This is a genomic window from Methylobacterium sp. J-048 (assembly GCF_022829515.1).
Lineage (GTDB): Bacteria > Pseudomonadota > Alphaproteobacteria > Rhizobiales > Beijerinckiaceae > Methylobacterium.
The window spans coordinates 57,394-74,744 of the sequence record NZ_JAKSYL010000137.1; the positions used below are offsets into that span (position 1 = coordinate 57,394).

Here is a 17,351-nt window from a genome sequence, read left to right on the forward strand (position 1 = left end):
AGCGGAATCACCGCCAGAGGTTGTCTGACCACCGCGGGGACATATCTTCTGCGACCAAGCTGGGTGTCGACAAGACGATCCCAGGATAGACGCCAATAAGGGAAGATCCGCATGGCAGCCACGGCGGCACTCCGCTCCGGCGACACGCGCGTGCAGGGAGCATCGGCGTTCCCGCCGCCGCCCGTCGCGGCCCGGCCGATCGACCGCGCCGCCTGGATCGCGGCCTTTCGCTTCGTCCGCAGCGAGACCGAGCGGCGCGCCGCGCCGCTCTCCGCCGAGGATCAGCAGGTCCAGTCGATGGCCGATGCCAGCCCGACCAAGTGGCACCGGGCGCATGTGACGTGGTTCTTCGAGCAGTTCCTGCTGCGCGAGCACCTGCCGGGCTACGCCATCTACGATGAGCGCCTGCACTACCTGTTCAACTCGTATTACGTGGCGGCCGGCCCGCGGCAGCCGCGGATCCAGCGCGGCATGATCACCCGCCCGACCATGGCGGAGGTGACCGCCTACCGGGCGCATGTCGACCGCGCGGTGGAATCGCTGCTCGGCCAGGCCGCCGACGGCGCCCTGGAGGCGGTGCTGCCGATCCTCGAGATCGGGCTCTATCACGAGCAGCAGCATCAGGAGCTCCTGCTCACCGACATCCTGCACGCCTTCGCGCAGAACCCGCTCGGGCCGGTCTACGATTCCGAATGGCGCTTCCCGGCGGCCTCGGGGCAGGGCGGCCAGGCCCCGCTCGCCCGCGGCATCGCCTGGATCGGGCATGAGGGCGACGGGTTTTCGTTCGACAACGAATCGCCCCGCCACGAGGCGCTGATCCTGCCCGGGCGGATCGACAAGGCGCTGGTGACCAACCGCGACTGGCTCGGCTTCATGGAGGCCGGGGGCTACGCCAAGCCCGAGCTGTGGCTCTCGGACGGCTGGTATGCCGGCCAGGCCGAGGGCTGGGAGGCGCCGGGCTACTGGCGCCGGGCCGGGGAGGGCTGGGCGACGATGACGCTCGGCGGCCTCCGCCCCGTGGAGCTCGACGCGCCGGTCACCCATATCAGCTACTACGAGGCCGACGCCTATGCCCGCTGGGCCGGCCGCACCCTGCCGACGGAGTTCGAGTGGGAGGTCGCGGCCCGGGACGGTGCCCTGCCGGACGCGTTCGGCCTCGTCTGGCAATGGACCCGCAGCGCCTACGTCGCCTATCCGGGCTACCGGCCGTTGCCGGGGGCCCTGGGCGAATACAACGGCAAGTTCATGGTCAGCCAGTTCGTGCTGCGCGGCTCGTCGGTCGCCACGCCCGAGGGCCATGCCCGGCTGCCGTACCGCAACTTCTTCTATCCGCACCAGCGCTGGCAGTTCACCGGCCTGCGCCTCGCCGACGCCGCCTGACGCGCCCCGGAGCCTCCCTTGACCGTCAAGCCCACGTTCCCCGACGCGACCCCGGTCGCCCTCGACACGCCCGCGCTCGCCTTCCTCGCCGACGTGCGGGACGGCCTGTCCCGGCCGCAGAAGACGCTCTCGCCCAAATACTTCTACGATTCCGCCGGCTCCGACCTGTTCGAGGCGATCACGCGGCTGCCGGAATATTACCCGACCCGCACCGAGGTCGGGATCCTCGACCGGAGCGGGCCGGAGATGGCCGCCCTGCTGCCGGCCAAGGCCGCCCTCGTCGAGTTCGGCAGCGGCTCGACCAACAAGCTGCGCCGCCTGCTGCGCCATCTCGACAAGCTCGCCGCCTACGTGCCGGTGGACGTGTCCGGCGAATTCCTGCGCGCGCAGGCGGAGGTGCTGAGCGGCGATTTCCCGCATCTGCGAGTCGAGCCGGTGGTCGCCGATTTCACCCGCGACTTCGACCTGCCCGCGAGCTTGCGCGACATGCCCCGGGCCGGGTTCTTCCCCGGCTCGACCATCGGCAATTTCGAGCCGAGCGAGGCCGAGGAGCTGCTGCGGCGGTTCGGACGGATCCTGGGGGCGGGCGCTCACATGATCGTGGGCGTGGACCTCGTGAAGGACGCTGCGATCCTGGAGCGGGCCTACGACGATACCGCCGGCGTCACCGCGGCGTTCAACCTCAACCTGCTGACCCGGATCAACCGGGAGCTTGCCGGCCGGTTCGATCTCGGCGCCTTCTCCCACCGGGCCGTGTTCAACACGCAAGCCTCGCGGATCGAGATGCACCTCGTCTCGGAGGGTGCACAGGACGTGAGGATCGGCTCCGACACCGTCGCGTTCGCGGACGGCGAGACGATCCACACCGAGAGCAGCTACAAGTATACGGTCGAGACCTTCCGGGCCCTCGTGGAGCGGGCTGGCTGGACCTGGATCCAGGTCTGGACCGATCCGGAAGGCCTGTTCTCGGTCCACGCGCTCCGGCAGGACTGAGATTCGGCGCCGCAGACCGGCGCGTGGGGTGAGGACGCCCGGATGCGTTTCAGCCCGCGCTGGTTCTTCCTCGTGGCCCCCGGGCTCGGCGCCCTGGCCGGCCTGCTCTACGGATCGATCTTCGCGGTCGGTCCGCTGCTCGGCTCGGCGATCCGCGGCGCGATCATCGGCACGCCGATCCTGCTCTACGAGCGCCGGCTCCTGTGGCCGCATATGCGCGAGCGGGTGCGCCAGATGGCGACGCCGCTGTTCCTGCTCGCCACGGTGGCGCTCTACATCCTGACGATCGTGGTCGGCAACGCCGCCGCCAGCACGGTGCTGAACCGCCTGTTCCGCTTCATGTACAGCGAGCGGAACGCGATGCTGATGTCGCAATCCGGCGTGCTCTACGCCCTCGGCATCTCGGTACTCACGGTGTTCGTGTTCCGGGTGCGGGACCTGATCGGCCCGGGGGTCTTCGCCAACCTGCTGATCGGCCGCTATCATCGCCCGATCAGCGAGGAGCGGATCTTCCTGTTCCTCGACGTGACCGGCTCCACGCGCTTCGCCGACCGACACGGCGACCGGGCGGCACAGGCCTATCTCGGGCAGGTGTTCAACGCCCTGGCCCTGCCGGTCTCGCGCTCGCGGGGCTCGATCGACGACTATATCGGCGACATGGCGCTGGTCACCTGGACCATCGAGCGGGGCACCCGGGACGCGGCCTGCTTGCGCTGCGTCTTCGACTTCGCCGCCCGGCTCGCCGAGGAGTCAGAGGCCTGGACGCGGCGGTTCGGGCAGGTCCCGGAATTCCGCGCGGCCCTGCATTGCGGCTCGGTGGTCACGGCCGAAGTCGGGCTGGAGCGCCACAAGATCGCGTATTTCGGCGATGTCGTGAACACCACCGCCCGGCTCGAGACCCTGTCCAAGAGCCTCGGCGTGCATGTGCTGGTCTCGGCCGACCTTCTGGACCGGATCGGCCCGCTGCCGCCCGACCTCGTGGCCGAGGATCTCGGAGCGCACGCCCTGCGGGGTCGCGACGCGCCCCTGGCGGTGGCGGCAATCCGAAAACGCCTCTAGGCGCCGAGCACCCTCAACACGTCGCGGGCGGCGCGCTCGCCGTCGAGGGTGGCCCCGCCCACCGTCATGGCGCCGCCGCCTGCGAGCGCTTCGCCGGCGAAGAACACGCGCTCGCCGACCGGATCGCGCAGGCGGTCGCGGGCCTCGGCGTGGCCGGGGGCGACGATCGAGTACGAGCCGCAGGCATGCGGATCGGTCCACCAGCCGGCGAGGCGCCCGGCCTGGACAGCGCCTTGCGCCTTCGATCCCAGGATCGCGCCGAGCCGCTCGGTGGCCAGCGCCACGGCCGCCGGCTCACCCGCGCGGCACAGGTCCCGGGCGAGGTCGCCGCCGAGATTGGCCACCGCGATAGGGCGGCCGAACGGTCCCATCTCGAAATACAGGGTCGGGCCGCCGGTGATCACCGACACCGCGTCGCCCAGCGCTGCCGGATCGATCTTCGCCGAGTCGAGCCGCAGGCCAATCTTGGTGTAGGCGCCCATGCTGAGGCCATCGAGGGCCGCCTCCGCGGGAGCGGGCAGCCGCGGCGTGAACCGGAGCGCGCCGGATTTCAGGACGCCCACCGGTACCGTGACGATCACGGCCGCGGCCGCGAGGGTGCCGCTCTCGGTCTCGATCCGGACGGTTGTCTCGGACCAGTCGATGGCCCGCACCGGGCAACTGAGACGCACGGGAAAATCGGAAAACCGCCGCGCGACGAGGTCGCCGTAGCCGTCGACCCACAGGTCGGTGCCGGACCACAGCCGGTCGTAATCCACAGCCGAGACCCGTTCGGGATCCTCGCCGAGCGACAGCCGGCTCAGTCCGGCCGCGGCCAGCTCGGCATTCGGGCCGCCGGAACGGGCCGCCTCGGCCAACGAGAGGTCGCCGCCCTTCGGCGCCAGCAGGGCGTCGAGCCCGGAGAACCCGGCGCGCCGGTTCGTGTTCTCGGCCTCGGTCGCCGGCCGGCCGTCGATCGTCAGCGTGCGCGCCCAGCCGCCCTCCTGGGCGAAGCGCACGCCGGCCGCCCGGGCGATGGGCGCCCAGGGGTTACGCTCGGCCCAGTGAATATACTCGGCACCGGCATCGAAGCGGCAATCCGGGCCGAGCGTCCGGTCGGTGAAGGCGCGGCCGCCGATCCGATCCCGCGCCTCGATCAGGGTGAAGCTCCGGCCGGCCGCCCGAAGCGTCGCGGCCGCCGCCAGGCCCGCGGCCCCGGCGCCGATCACGACCACCGTTCCGTCGCGCGCCGTCGCGCGCAGGGCGGGGGCCGTCAGGAGCGCGGAGGCCAGGATCGCGCGTCGGGTCGGTGTCATCGCGTCCCGCCCAGGTCCCATGGTCCGTTGTCGGACAACGCAGCGCCTTCGGGCGAAGCCCGATGCGTCGAAGCCGCGCCCGGATCGCCCGTCGGCTGCTCGCTAGCCGCGGGCACCCTGGCTGTTGGAGCGCTTCTCCATCATCGTCTTGACCTGCATCATCTGGTCCCAGACCACACCCGGCGAGGTCCCGAAGAAGTCGAAGGTCGCGTAGACGCCCCAATAGAGGCCGAAGCAGATCAGCGGCACCAGCACCCAGGCCAGCACCTCCTCGCCCCGCCGGCGGCGCTGCCGACGGCGGCGGCGCTCCTCGCGCCGGGTCAATTTCTGGGGGGGCGCAGGATGCGCAACGGGGGAAAGAGGCCCCTCGTGCAAGTCTTCTGTCATCAGGCGCCTCCTCGCCGCGGCGCGTTCGCGTCGCGGCGGTCATAGACCGGCAAGGCTGTGTCCGGAAGCCTGCCGGCCGGCCCGCGTGCCTTATGCGCGCACGAGTGGCACCTTCGGCACGGTACGGATCCCACCGCCGGAACCGCCACCCTCACCGCCGCCGCCCTTGTCGTCTTTCGGGGTCTTCTTGCGCGTGGCGGCGCGGGGCTTGGCCCGCTTGTGCCGCTTGGCCGCGTTGGTGACGTCCGCCTCCGGCTTGGGCGTGACCGGCCCGGCCGGGAACTCGAAGGCGAGGCTGTCCTTCGCGCCGGCCTTGGCCTCCTCGTCCTCGGGCTTGCGCACCACCACCTTGACGGCACCGCCATCCTTGAGCTTGCCGAACAGGACCTCGTCGGCGAGCGGCGTCTTGATGGTCGCCTGGATCAGCCGCGCCATCGGGCGGGCGCCCATCGCGTCGTCGTATCCGTGCTCGACCAGCCACTCCCGAGCCTCGTCCGACAGCTCGATGGTGACGTTGCGGTCGGCGAGCTGGGCCTCGAGCTGGAGGACGAACTTGTCGACGACCTTGGCCACCACCTCCTTCGGCAGGTGGCCGAACGAAATGATCGCGTCGAGGCGGTTGCGGAATTCCGGCGCGAACAGCTTGTTGATCGCCTCGACGTCGTCACCCGTGCGCTTCGTCTGGGTGAAGCCGTAAGCCGACTTCGCCAAGTCCGAGGCACCCGCGTTGGTGGTCATGATGATGATGACGTTGCGGAAATCGACCTGCTTGCCGTTGTGGTCGGTGAGCTTGCCGTGGTCCATCACCTGCAACAGGATGTTGAACAGGTCCGGGTGGGCCTTCTCGATCTCGTCGAGCAGCAGCACGCAATGCGGGTGCTGGTCGATGCCGTCGGTGAGCAGGCCGCCCTGGTCGAAGCCGACATAGCCGGGGGGCGCGCCGATCAGGCGGCTGACCGTGTGGCGCTCCATGTATTCCGACATGTCGAACCGCAGCATCTCGACGCCCAGAGAGGACGCGAGCTGCTTGGCCGCCTCGGTCTTGCCGACGCCGGTCGGCCCGGCGAACAGGTAGGAGCCGATCGGCTTGTCCGGATCGCGCAGGCCGGCCCGGGCGAGCTTGATCGCCGAGGTCAGCGCCTCGATGGCGCTCGGCTGGCCGTAGACCACCCGCTTCAGGTTCTCGGTGAGGTGCTGGAGCACCACCGCATCGTCCTTCGAGACGGTCTTGGGTGGGATGCGGGCCATCGTGGCGATGGTCGCCTCGATCTCCTTGATCCCGATGGTGCGCTTGCGGCGCGCCTCCGGCACCAGCATCTGCGAGGCACCGGTCTCGTCGATCACGTCGATCGCCTTGTCGGGCAGCTTGCGGTCGTTGATGTAGCGGGCCGACAGCTCCACCGCGGCCTTCACGGCCTCGGTCGTGTACTTGAGCTTGTGGAACTCCTCGAAGTACGGGCGCAGGCCCTTCACGATCTCGATCGTGTCCGGGATCGACGGCTCGTTGACGTCGATTTTCTGGAACCGGCGCACCAAGGCGCGGTCCTTCTCGAAGTACTGGCGGTACTCCTTGTAGGTGGTCGAGCCGATGCAGCGCAGCGTGCCCGAGGCGAGCGCGGGCTTGAGCAGGTTCGACGCGTCCATGGCGCCGCCCGAGGTCGCACCGGCGCCGATCACCGTATGGATCTCGTCGATGAACATGATCGCGTTCGGGTGCGCCTCGATCTCCTTCATCACCTGCTTGAGGCGCTCCTCGAAGTCGCCCCGGTAGCGGGTGCCGGCGAGCAGCGTGCCCATGTCGAGGGAGAACACCGTGGCGTCCACCAGGACCTCCGGCACCTCGTGCTGGATGATCTTGCGGGCGAGCCCTTCCGCGATCGCGGTCTTGCCGACGCCCGGATCGCCCACCAGCAGCGGATTGTTCTTCTGGCGGCGGCAGAGCACCTGGATCGTGCGCTCGACTTCGGAATGGCGGCCGATCAGCGGGTCGATCTTGCCGTCCCGGGCCTTCTTGTTGAGGTTGACGCAGTAGGCGTCGAGCGCGTCGCCCTTCTTCTTGGCGCCGCCGCGAGGATCGCCCTCGTCGCTCGGACGCTCGGGGGTGCCTTCCTCCTCGGCGCCGCGCACCGGCTTCGCCTCGGAGGCGCCGGGGCGCTTGGCGATGCCGTGGCTGATGTAGTTCACCGCGTCGTAGCGGGTCATGTCCTGCTCCTGCAGGAAGTAGGCGGCGTGGCTCTCGCGCTCGGCGAAGATCGCCACCAGCACGTTGGCGCCCGTCACCTCCTCACGGCCCGAGGACTGGACGTGGATCACCGCCCGCTGGATCACCCGCTGGAAGCCCGCCGTCGGCTTGGCGTCCTGGCGTCCGTCGCCGGTCAGGTTCGACAGCTCGGTGTCGACGTAATCGACCAGGCTGCGCTTGAGCGTGTCGATCTCGACGTTGCAGGCGCGCATGACCGCCGCCGCGTCCTGATCGTCCACCAGGGCGAGCAGGAGATGCTCCAGCGTCGCGTATTCGTGCCGTCGCTCGCCGGCGAGCGCCAGGGCTCGGTGGAGGGCTTGTTCTAGGCTGCGTGAGAAGCTTGGCAAAGCTGGCCTCTGTGTGGGTGCCTACCGCGAACGGCGCCTATTTCTTTTCCATAACGCACTGGAGAGGATGTTGGTGTTTGCGCGCGAAGTCCATGACCTGCGTCACCTTGGTCTCCGCCACCTCGTAGGTGAAGACCCCACACTCGCCGACCCCATTCTGATGCACGTGCATCATGATGTGGTAGGCGTCCTCGTGGCTCTTGTTGAAGAAGCGTTCGACGACCAGCACGACGAATTCCATCGGCGTATAGTCGTCGTTCAGAAGGAGTACCCGGTAGAGGCTCGGCTTCTTGGTCTTCGGCTTGGTGCGGGTGATGATCGCGGTGTTGGACCGGTCGTCGCCGCCCGGGGCGCGCGAGCCGGACGCCGTGATCGCGAGGCGCGCCGGCCGATGAAGCGTCGTCGATATCGCGGTGCCCTGCAGGGGAACCTGTGTCATGTGCGTCGAACCGATCCCTCGATTGGAGCGGGCGTCGCCGTCCCCCAATCCGATCCTGTCATGACCCTGCCGGGAGCGGCGTCTGGGTCAGCGGACATTAATCTACAGACCGTGAGGCGACTTCGCCAGACGCCTGCGCGCACTTGTCCGCCCCGCAAAGCTTGTGCCCGGCGCATCGCCGTCGCGGCGCCGATGCCACCGGGACCAGGGGAGGGTGGTGGGCTGGCCTCACCGGAGGGGTTGCGGGCGTCACGCATCACGCGACTCTGTCATGACGGTGGTGATGCCCCGGCGAGCCGCAAAACATCCGGCCCCCGACATGCGGAGTCCGTAGGCCGAGAGGCGGGCGGGGGAGCGCTGCATGGCCGGCCTCCTTGGCGCCGCCGGGTCGGCCTGACGCGACCGACACGGTCAGCGAAACCGGGTCTCACGGAAGATTGTGCGTCGCATCCGCCATCGTCAAGCCGCGCCCGGATCGACACGATTCGGAAGTCGCGGGGTTCGCATTAACGGGCCTGTAACTGCACCCGCCTAATTCTCAAGCGATGCAGCGGGGCCACGCGATCAGCGCCGGCCGGCACCAGAGTTACGACCGGCCAGCGCCGGTCTCGCGAGGCAATCGGGCGTGATGCGTAGCGTTGTAGGCCGCTTTCGGACGACCCCCGCGCTGCCGGCCGCCCTGGCCGCCGCCGCGGTCCTGACCGCCCTGGCCGCCCCGGCCGAGGCACGGCGGGGCCGGCATCACCACCACCACGCGTCCGGGGGCGGCTACAACCCGCCCTACGCCGCCATGGTGGTGGACGTGAAGAGCGGGAAGACGCTGCACGCGGTCAACGAGGACGCGCTGCGCCACCCGGCCTCGATCACCAAGGTCATGACGCTCTACATGCTGTTCGAGCAGATGGAGCGCGGCAAGTTCGCTCTCGATTCCGACCTGACGATCTCGGCTCACGCCGCCGCCCAGGCGCCGTCGAAGCTCGGCCTGCGCCCCGGCCAGACCATCTCGGTCGAGGACGCCATCAAGTCGATCGTCACCAAGTCGGCCAACGACGTGGCCTGCGCCATCGGTGAGAACATCGCCGGCTCCGAGGAGCGCTTCGCCCAGATGATGACCGCCAAGGCCCATGCGCTCGGCATGAGCCGGACGCATTACGCCAACGCGTCGGGCCTGCCGGATCCCGACCAGCTCACCACCGCCCGGGACCTGACCGTGCTGGCCCGGGCGATCCAGGACCGGTTCCCGCACTATTACCGCTACTTCCAGACCCGGTCCTTCGCGTTCCGCGGCCGGGTGATCGGCAACCACAACCACCTGCTCGGCAACGTCCAGGGCGTGGACGGGATCAAGACCGGCTACACCCGCGACTCGGGGTTCAACCTGATGACCGCGGCGAAATCCGAGGGCCGCCAGATCGTGGCGATCGTGCTCGGCGGCAAGTCGGGCGGGAGCCGCGACCGGATCATGGCCGATCTAGTCCGCTCCAGCCTGCCGAGGGCGTATGCGGGCGCCCGCCAGGCGCCGGCGGTGACAGAGGTCGCCGAGCGGGCCCGCCCGGCCGTGGTGGCGGATGCGGTCTCGCGCACCCGCACGCAGGTCGCCTCGGCCGACGACGAGGATGTCGAGACCACCGGCACCACGGGCGAGCCGCTGGAGCTGATGCCCTCGCGGGCCACCACGACGCCAGGCGGCACCTGGAAGCCCGGTCCGCAGGGCGTTTCACCCTCTCTGCCGAAGGCCGCGCAGGCCTATGCCGGCAGCAGCAGCGCGCAGGCGCCGTTCCCGGGTGCGTCCAAGACCGTCGCCCGGATGGCCTCCGCGGAGCGCGACGAGCCGCCCAAGGCCGTCACCGGAAGCCGCGTCGTCCCGACCGCCTGGGTGATCCAGCTCGGCGCCATGGACGACGAGACCAAGGCCCGCTCGATGCTGTCGGAGGCCCGCGCCAAGGCCGGGGGCAGCCTGTCGAAGGCGGCGCCCTACACGGTCAAGGTCGAGCATGGCGGGACCACCCTCTACCGCGCCCGCTTCTCGGGCTTCGCGGAACAGGATTCGGCGCAGGACGCCTGCACGGCCCTGAAGCGCAGCGGCTTCAGCTGCTTCGCGACCCGCAGCTGAACGACCTCGACAACCAACGTCGCGCCTGACGGGCGCGCCGGCACGGCGGAGCCGCGGCTGTGTTTGCCTGCGGCTGCGAATCAGTCAGCCTCTGACAACGCGCGTGGAGTTCAGCGATGTCGGTTCAAAAGCCTGTCCCGGGCCGCGTTGACGCGCGCCGCCCTCTCGGCACTTCCGCCCTGATCGGGGTGGGTGAGCTTCATCAACGACCTGTGGGCCGTCCGGACCTGCTCAGCGGTCGCCCCGCGCTGAAGCCCCAGGATCTGGTACGCCTCCTCCTGCGACATCGTCCCTGGGTGCGTCGGGCGTCCAGGCCGCGGGTCTCGATCACGCTCAGTGTCTACACGCCAGCCGGGCGCCCGGCGGTCGAGATACGGCTCTAGCAGGGCCGCGCCTTCGGCGTCGCTCTGACGGCAGGTGGCGAGCAGCTCGACCACGACCGCCACCGGCAGGGCATCGAGCCAGGCCCCGGCGCGGGGTCCAGCGATCACCCGGCCCTCGCCAAAACTACCGTCCGAACGCCGGCGAATCTCGATCAGCGCCGTCCGATGCCGACGCCCCCGGTCGAACCAGGGTTTCAGGAGCGGTGTGAGGCGCGCGGTCATCGCCGGCTGTCCCTCGATCATCCAGATTCCGGCAAGCCCCAGCAGCGCGGCCAGCACGAAGTTCCCGTGCAGAAGCAGGAACCCGCCGGCCCCGAGCGCGAGGACGCCGCCGATCTTCTGGGGCCGGACGGCGCCGACCATGGCGCTCAGGCTCTTGCCGAAGGCGCGCCCGAGCCGGCCGCCGAACCCGTCGCCGTTCTTCGAGAGCCACCAGAGCGTCAGGCCGGCCAGAAGGGCCGCAAACAACACCATCGCTTACCGCCGCGCGCCGAACTCGGCACCGACGCGGCCGCCGATCTGTACCGTCGTCCCGTCCCCGAGATCGTAGAAACCGCGCCGGGGCGTGGTCGGCTTGTGGGCCGGAAGGTCGCATCCGGGGCGCGCCGGCAGGCGCACGCCCTCCGGCAGGTCCTCCGGGCAGAGCCGGGAGCGCACCGGCTGCTCGGCTGCCGCTGCAGCATTGGCGGCGAGCAGCGTGACAGCGAGAACCGCCAGGCGCGTCACCGGCGGTTCTCCGCGACATCCGCGGTGGTGATCCGGATCGATCGGATCCGGCCGTCGCGCTCGACCTTCAGGGTCACCGGCGCGCCCAGCCCGGCCTCCTCGATCGCCGCCGTCAGGTCGGCGAGGCGATGAACCGGCCGGTCGTTGGCCGCCACGATCACGTCGCCGAGATCGCCGGTCTGCGGGTCGACCCCGCGCAGGCCGGCCTGGGCCGCCGGGGAGCCGGGCAGGACCCGCAGCACAACCACGCCGTCGATCCCGAGCCGGGCGGCGGCGGCCTCCTGTGCGGCGATGATGCCGATGCCGGGATTGCGCACCCGGCCGACCCGGATCAGCTCCGGGACGACGCGGTTGACCACGTCAACGGGGATCGCGAACCCGATCCCGGCGCTGGCGCCCGAGGGCGACACGATCGCGGTGTTGACGCCGATCAGCCGCCCGGCGGAATCGAGCAGGGGTCCGCCTGAATTGCCGGGGTTGATCGCCGCATCGGTCTGGATGACCCCGGAGAGTTCGCGCCCGGCGCTGGTCGGCATCCGTCGGCGCACGGCGCTGATCACGCCGGTGGTCAGGGTGTGGTCGAGGCCGAACGGGTTGCCGATCGCGAAGGTCGATTGCCCGACCTTGAGATCCGCCGAGGTTCCGATCGCCAGCGGCGGCGGCATCTTGGCGACGCGCCCGAGCCGCAGGACCGCGAGATCGTAGGACGGCGCCAGCCCGACCAGGGTCGCGGAGACCACCTCGCCGTCGCTCATCCGAACCGAGACCGAGCCGCCGGACTGTGCGGCGTTCTGCACCACATGCGTGTTGGTGACGACGTGGCCGGCGCCGTCCCAGACGAAGCCTGTGCCGGTCTGCGTGCCGCTCTGCTCCCCACCTTCGTCGTCCGCATCCAGAAGGTCGCGCCCATTGGCGGCGCTCTGCGCGAAGACGTGGACCACGGACGGGCTCGCCCGCTCGAACAGCGCGACGGTGGCTTGCTCGGACTGGGCCAGATCGCCGCGGGCTGCCACCACCCGCGGCGCCTCGGCGGAGTAGAGCAGCGGCTGCAGGTACGGCTGCGCGACGTAGAGCGCCAGCAGGACCAGGACCGCGGCGAGCACGATGCGCACGGTACGGTCCGGCAAGGGTCTGTCTCCCGTCAGGGCCCGAGGACGGGCGCGGCCCTTAAGTGCGCGTTCAGGATCAGGGCGTCAACACGGAGGGAGCGCGGTCGCCGCAAGGCGCCAGACGTGTTCTAGCGCACGTCGGCGACTGGCGCGTACTGGCTAACGAAATGGTCATCAATCGATGGCCACAATTCTCGCAAGTTCACGGCGGATCAGACAGGGCCGATTTGGGCATGGAACACGATACCGCACTTTGTCCTACGTCATAGGACTCAATGCAGGTGCCTCGAATGCCCAAATTGATCGCAAAGCTGCCGCAGAGATGCTTGCATTGACGCTCAGCCTTTCAGTCCCCGCAGCACGCCGGCTCGACCGGGCCGCGGGGATCTGAACGGTCCCAAACGGTTCGGAAGGACACGACATCATGGAAACCGAAGCTCTCGAACGCCCGGCCGATCTCACGATCTGGCGCACGGCCCCGGCGAGCGCCCCGCTGGCCCAGCCCGAGCGGTACGGCACCCTGCGCGAGGCGATCGCCGCCGCCGCCGGCGCCCTGACCGATCCGGCCAAGCAGCCCTGGATCATCACCGAGGAGGGCGAGATCCTGTCCCCGAACTGGATCCGCACCTACCTGAACTGAGCGGTTTCAGCGGATTCTAAAGTGGCTTTGCGCGACGAGGATCGACCTGCGGGGGTCCTCGCGGCGCAGAGCCCCGCCGAGCGACGGCGCCGTGACGAAGTGCCGAACAATCGTGCCACCCGCATCGCATGACGGCGCTGCGGTCGGCCGAGGTGCCAAGGTCACGTCGCCCGTGCGCCGAGGCTGTTCCTATGCTAGACGGACGGGGCCTGTAGCTACACGTCAGGCAAGCCTCGTTTAGAGAGCGCGAGCCGCGTCCGTGACCGCCGTTGCCTTCGACACCCTGCGCTTCGTCCGCACGCTGCGCGACAAGGCCAAGATGTCCTCGGAGCAGGCCGAGGGTCTGGCCGACGCCATCGCTGAGGCGATCCAGAACGATCTGGCGACCAAGACCGACATCGCCGCGGTCCGGACGGATATCGAAGCGCTGCGGCTCGCCAACAGGGCCGACCTCGCCGACACGAAGGCCGAGCTCATCAAGTGGATGATCGGCACGATCGGGTTCCAGGCGCTCGTGATCGTCGGCGGCCTCGTGGCCCTGGCGCGGGGCCTGCACTGAGCGAACCCGCTCGCATCTTCGCAACAGCGGGGATATCGGGGATCGCGAACCGCCTCGTCCGGCTGCCCCGCCGCTTACTCCGCCGCGTCCGAGCGGCGGAATCCCTCGATCCCGACCTGCTCCGGATTGATCGCGTGCAGCGCCCGGCGCGCCGCCTCCAGCGGATGCTCGGCCTCGATCCGCACCGACGTCAGATCCGGGCTCTTGTAGACGGTGACGATGGTGTCCATCACCTCGGTCAGCGTCGTGCGCTTGTCCTCGGGGGCGGCGATCAGCAGCTGCAGCCCCCAGGCGCGGTAGAGATCGACCAGCGCCTGACTGTTGCGCACGTCGAGCTTCGAGAACGCCTCGTCGAGCAGGCAGAGCCCGAGCCCCGGATTCTCGTCGCCGGGCCGGTCGCCCGGATAATAGGCGCTGGCCAGCGAGGCCGCGATCGCAACGTAGAACGGCGCCTGCGCCTCGCCGCCCGATCCGCGCAGCGCCCGCGCCGACATGGTCGTGCGGTTGCCGGCCGCGTCCTTCATGCCAATCTCGTAGACGAAGTAGTTGCGGTAATCGGCGAGCCGGGCCGCATCCTCCTGACCGGCGATCAGCGCCGTGATCTCCTCCAAAGCGGCCGCCATCGGCCCCTCGGTCTCGCCCGCCAGCAGCGCCTGCGCGGCCTCCGGCGAGCGCGCGGTCTCGGTGGCGAGCGCATGGACGGCGGCGTAGCGCCGGTCCACCGCCGCCTCGAACGCATAGGTCTGGCCGGTGAAGCTGCGCGCCGAGAGCCGCTCGTTCAGGGCGGCGAGTCTCGCGTGGACCCGCTCGAACCGGTCGGCCAGGCGGGTCAGCAGGTCCTCGGTCATGAGCCGGCGCATCTCGACCTCGGCCCGCTCGGCTTGGGCGCGATAGCGGCGCAGCTCGTGGCCCTCGACGGCCTCGTATTCCTTGCGGACCCAGGCGTAGCCGTCGATCGCCGGGGCGTCGCCGGCGTTCAGCGGATTCTCCACCCGCCAGGCCGAGCAGGCCTCGGTCAGCTCCCGCTCGGCGACGCGGCCGTGCGAGCGCGCCGCCTCGGCGGCCTCCCGGGCGAGCCCACGCTCGGTGGCGGCCCGCGTACCGGCGGCCTTGGCGTCGAGGCCCGCGAGCGCGCCCCGCGCCTGCGCGATCACCCCGACGCTGAACGGCTCGGCGCGAGCGAGGCGCACCCGCGCCGCGTCGCCGCCCATGAGCTGCCGCAGGGCCGAGCGCCGCGCCGCCAGGGCGGCCCGGGCCGCCTCGCGCACGGTGCCGAGGCGCGCCCGGAGCGCCGCCTCGTCGGCGAGCAGGCGGTCGAGCTTCGGCTCCAGCTCTTCCGACAATTCCCGCAGGTAACCGACCCGCTCGGTGGTCAGAGCGGCGAGTTCGGCGGTGAGGCCGGCAGTGTCGCGCTTCTCGATGCCCTCACGCTCGGTCTGGAGGGTGCGCCGCCGGCCCTCCAGACCGTCGAGCTCGCCCCGCAGGGCGTCGATATCGTCGAGGCCGCGGCTGATCCGGGCGCGAACCGCCGCGGCGGTCCGAGCGGCCTCGCGCAGGACCGCGGCCTCGCCGCGCAGCCGGCGGGCCTCGGCGACCGCGGCCTCGTGCGCCCGGCGGCTGTCGACCGTGGGGCCGCGATGGCCGCGGGTCATCAGCAGGTCGACGCTGCGGGTGACCGAATAGGCCATGCCGGCGGTGGTCCGGCCGCTCGGCGCCACCGCGCGGGACAGGCGGGCCAGCTCGGCATCGTCCTTTGCGAGGTCGTAGCCCCCGAGCCGCACCCCCAAAAACGCCTCGGCGTGCGGGTCGCTGGTCTCGATCACCGTGAGCGGCCCGTCATCGTAGCGGCGCGGGCGCTGCTTGGCGGTGTCGGTGGTCTTGACCAGGATGCAGCGGTGGAACCGGTCGCGGCCCGACTGGAGGACGCCGAGCGCCTCGCTCAGCCGGTCGGGGGAAACCACCAGGGCCTCGCGGGCGCGCCCGAGCAGGCCTTCCAGCGCCGGCCCCCAGGTCGGATCGACGATCTCGGCCAGTTCGCAGATCGGCAGCGCGTCGATGCCGCGCCGTTCCAGTTCGCCGCGGAACGCCACCGTGTCGGAGGACAGGCGCGCCGCAGGGCCGCCCCCGGTGCGGGGCGCGGTGCGCTCGGCCTCGCTCTCCTGGGCGCGGGCCTTCAGCGCGGCGTCCTCGGCGGCTCGCTCCAGGGCCTCGTCGAACTCCGGCAGGCGCGCCAGCCCGTCGACCAGTTCGGCCAGGGGGCCGTCCGGGCGCAGGATCTCTTCCGGTGAAGATTCCCGGCGCAGGCCCGCCCGGGCGCAGGATTCCGCGAGCCGCGCCGCCGGCGGGCAGGCCTGGCGCAGGATCGGGGCGACCGGCTGGAGCTTGCCCATCTGGCCGACGAGGCCGACGAGGTCGGAAATCCGCGCGACCAGTTCCTTCCGGTCCCGCTCCAGCATCGACAGGCCGAGCGTCGAGGCGGCGAGCCGGCCCTCCGCGGCGCTGCCGGCGAGCAGGGCCTTCTTCTCGGCGATCTCGCCGTCGATCTCGCGCACGTGCCCGCGGCTCGCCGCGACCCGCTCCCGGGCGATCCGCAGGATGTCGGCGCCCTCGTTGAGGCGCAGCCGGACCGCGGTGAGGTCGAGGCTGCGGCGGCGCAGCTCGGCGCAGGCGGCGCGGAACTCGTGGTTGGCGGCGGCCAGCACCGCCTCGCTCCAGGCGTCGTAGCGGTCGCGCAGGCGGCGCAGCCGGGCGAGCCGGCTCTCCAGCTCGCCGATCGTCTCCAGCAGCCGGCGCCAATTGGCGATGGACAGCCGCACCCGCTCGACATCCAGCGGCTCCGGATCGAGCACGAAGGCGCGCACGAAGGCGCTGGTGTCGAAGATCGGCTTGAACGCCACCGCGTTGGCGAAGCTGCGCAGGAAGTGCCGGGGCTCGGGGGCGGGCGCGCCCTCCCGCAGGGTCGCCAGGATGTCGGCGGTGAAGCGCTCGCCGGAGGTGCGGTACTCGGTGAAGCTCGCGGCCCGGGCGCGCAGATCGGCGGCGATCTCGCTCCACGGCGCCGTGTAGCTGCCCCCCGGGGCGGTGCGGGCATAGTCGGCGATCTCGAACCGGTGGCCGACCGCGATGAAGCGCGACAGCACGGTCTCGCGGGGCTCCACGGCCCGGGCGGCGAGCGCCAGCCCGACCGTGACGGTGCGGCCGGAGGCCGGGTTCTCGAACACCAGGGCCAGCACGGTCTCGCAGGATTCCCGCGTCGGCCGGCCGCCCTCGGCCGGGTCGCTGATCCAGCCCAGGCAATAGTCGCGCACCGTGCGGGCGCTGCGCCCGGAGGCCGAGGCGTTGAGCGCCAGCCGGCTGGCGTTGTTGCCGGCGAGCACCGTGCCGACCGCGTCGAAGATCGTGGACTTGCCGGCCCCCGTCGGCCCGACCAGGGCGGCGGCGCCCCGCAGGCGGATCTGCTCCCGCCGGATCAGGTACCAGTTCGAGAGGGCGATGTCGGTGAGGACGTACACGATGTCGGAAGGCCGGGCCACTGCAAGAAAACGCGTCGCCCAGTTGGCCGGGTTCGGCCGCGCATGCAAGCTTCGGCCTTCCTGGCACCCCACTGTCACCGGGGCCGGGATTCGCGACTTGTCAGACAATTGCGCGTCTGTATCGTCCCCGTTCGGGGGGATTGATA

Annotated in this window: 14 protein-coding genes; 6 read left to right on the forward strand and 8 right to left on the reverse strand. The window is 70.7% G+C overall.

Going from position 1 to position 17,351, the window contains the following annotated elements:
• Positions 1 to 111 precede the first annotated feature (111 nt).
• The 3 genes from egtB to MKL09_RS12905 are packed head-to-tail and all read left to right on the forward strand — an operon-like array spanning position 112 to position 3,432.
• Positions 112 to 1,380, forward strand: coding sequence for an ergothioneine biosynthesis protein EgtB (egtB, locus tag MKL09_RS12895; RefSeq protein ID WP_244020624.1), 1,269 nt, complete (start codon positions 112 to 114; stop codon positions 1,378 to 1,380).
• An 18-nt stretch (positions 1,381 to 1,398) separates the two neighbouring features.
• Positions 1,399 to 2,373 carry an L-histidine N(alpha)-methyltransferase gene (gene egtD / locus MKL09_RS12900; RefSeq protein WP_244020625.1) on the forward strand — a complete coding sequence of 325 codons (975 nt, stop codon included), beginning with the start codon at positions 1,399 to 1,401 and terminating at the stop codon, positions 2,371 to 2,373.
• Between the two features lie 42 nt (positions 2,374 to 2,415).
• On the forward strand, positions 2,416 to 3,432 hold the full coding sequence (locus tag MKL09_RS12905) for an adenylate/guanylate cyclase domain-containing protein (protein WP_244020626.1): 1,017 nt from the start codon (positions 2,416 to 2,418) through the stop codon (positions 3,430 to 3,432).
• Here the strand turns inward: MKL09_RS12905 and MKL09_RS12910 are convergent.
• From MKL09_RS12910 to clpS, 4 genes are all read right to left on the reverse strand, one after another.
• Positions 3,429 to 4,727: a flavin monoamine oxidase family protein gene (locus MKL09_RS12910; RefSeq protein ID WP_244020627.1), complete on the reverse strand. Its 1,299-nt coding sequence runs from the start codon at positions 4,725 to 4,727 to the stop codon at positions 3,429 to 3,431. The genes MKL09_RS12905 and MKL09_RS12910 overlap by 4 nt on opposite strands.
• Positions 4,728 to 4,829: 102 nt before the next feature.
• Complete coding sequence (locus MKL09_RS12915) at positions 4,830 to 5,114, reverse strand: hypothetical protein (RefSeq protein WP_243971217.1); 285 nt, start codon at positions 5,112 to 5,114, stop codon at positions 4,830 to 4,832.
• A 90-nt stretch (positions 5,115 to 5,204) separates the two neighbouring features.
• A complete protein-coding gene (gene clpA / locus MKL09_RS12920; protein ID WP_244020628.1) occupies positions 5,205 to 7,703 on the reverse strand; it encodes an ATP-dependent Clp protease ATP-binding subunit ClpA in 2,499 nt (832 codons plus the stop codon).
• A 37-nt stretch (positions 7,704 to 7,740) separates the two neighbouring features.
• Positions 7,741 to 8,142 carry an ATP-dependent Clp protease adapter ClpS gene (clpS, locus tag MKL09_RS12925; protein WP_208612073.1) on the reverse strand — a complete coding sequence of 134 codons (402 nt, stop codon included), beginning with the start codon at positions 8,140 to 8,142 and terminating at the stop codon, positions 7,741 to 7,743.
• 628 nt (positions 8,143 to 8,770) lie between these two features.
• Between clpS and MKL09_RS12930 the strand changes: the two genes are divergently transcribed.
• Positions 8,771 to 10,255, forward strand: coding sequence for a D-alanyl-D-alanine carboxypeptidase (locus MKL09_RS12930; RefSeq protein ID WP_244020629.1), 1,485 nt, complete (start codon positions 8,771 to 8,773; stop codon positions 10,253 to 10,255).
• A 110-nt stretch (positions 10,256 to 10,365) separates the two neighbouring features.
• Here the strand turns inward: MKL09_RS12930 and MKL09_RS12935 are convergent, their stop codons facing one another.
• The 3 genes from MKL09_RS12935 to MKL09_RS12945 are packed head-to-tail and all read right to left on the reverse strand — an operon-like array spanning position 10,366 to position 12,491.
• Positions 10,366 to 11,112, reverse strand: a complete 747-nt coding sequence (locus MKL09_RS12935) for a J domain-containing protein (RefSeq protein ID WP_244020631.1) — start codon at positions 11,110 to 11,112, stop codon at positions 10,366 to 10,368.
• A 3-nt stretch (positions 11,113 to 11,115) separates the two neighbouring features.
• Positions 11,116 to 11,364: a hypothetical protein gene (locus MKL09_RS12940; protein ID WP_244020633.1), complete on the reverse strand. Its 249-nt coding sequence runs from the start codon at positions 11,362 to 11,364 to the stop codon at positions 11,116 to 11,118.
• Positions 11,361 to 12,491 (reverse strand): S1C family serine protease, encoded by a 1,131-nt coding sequence (locus MKL09_RS12945; protein ID WP_244020635.1) that lies wholly within the window; start codon positions 12,489 to 12,491, stop codon positions 11,361 to 11,363. Before MKL09_RS12945 ends, MKL09_RS12940 begins: the two co-directional genes overlap by 4 nt.
• 406 nt (positions 12,492 to 12,897) lie before the next feature.
• On the opposite strand from MKL09_RS12945, the gene MKL09_RS12950 reads away from it, so the two are divergent.
• Both MKL09_RS12950 and MKL09_RS12955 read left to right on the forward strand, forming a co-directional pair.
• Complete coding sequence (locus MKL09_RS12950; RefSeq protein WP_147909957.1) at positions 12,898 to 13,113, forward strand: hypothetical protein; 216 nt, start codon at positions 12,898 to 12,900, stop codon at positions 13,111 to 13,113.
• Positions 13,114 to 13,372: 259 nt separating this feature from the next.
• Positions 13,373 to 13,672 (forward strand): CCDC90 family protein, encoded by a 300-nt coding sequence (locus tag MKL09_RS12955; protein WP_244020637.1) that lies wholly within the window; start codon positions 13,373 to 13,375, stop codon positions 13,670 to 13,672.
• Between the two features lie 74 nt (positions 13,673 to 13,746).
• Here the strand turns inward: MKL09_RS12955 and MKL09_RS12960 are convergent, their stop codons facing one another.
• Positions 13,747 to 17,184, reverse strand: coding sequence for an SbcC/MukB-like Walker B domain-containing protein (locus tag MKL09_RS12960; protein ID WP_244020725.1), 3,438 nt, complete (start codon positions 17,182 to 17,184; stop codon positions 13,747 to 13,749).
• Between the last annotated feature and the right edge of the window lie 167 nt (positions 17,185 to 17,351).

Coding starts and splice junctions, on each gene's coding strand:
- egtB (WP_244020624.1), top strand. CDS start 112: ATGGCAGCCACGGCGGCACTCCGCTCCGGCGACACGCGCGTGCAGGGA.
- MKL09_RS12905 (WP_244020626.1), top strand. CDS start 2,416: ATGCGTTTCAGCCCGCGCTGGTTCTTCCTCGTGGCCCCCGGGCTCGGC.
- MKL09_RS12910 (WP_244020627.1), bottom strand. CDS start 4,727: ATGACACCGACCCGACGCGCGATCCTGGCCTCCGCGCTCCTGACGGCC.
- MKL09_RS12915 (WP_243971217.1), bottom strand. CDS start 5,114: ATGACAGAAGACTTGCACGAGGGGCCTCTTTCCCCCGTTGCGCATCCT.
- clpS (WP_208612073.1), bottom strand. CDS start 8,142: ATGACACAGGTTCCCCTGCAGGGCACCGCGATATCGACGACGCTTCAT.
- MKL09_RS12930 (WP_244020629.1), top strand. CDS start 8,771: ATGCGTAGCGTTGTAGGCCGCTTTCGGACGACCCCCGCGCTGCCGGCC.
- MKL09_RS12935 (WP_244020631.1), bottom strand. CDS start 11,112: ATGGTGTTGTTTGCGGCCCTTCTGGCCGGCCTGACGCTCTGGTGGCTC.
- MKL09_RS12950 (WP_147909957.1), top strand. CDS start 12,898: ATGGAAACCGAAGCTCTCGAACGCCCGGCCGATCTCACGATCTGGCGC.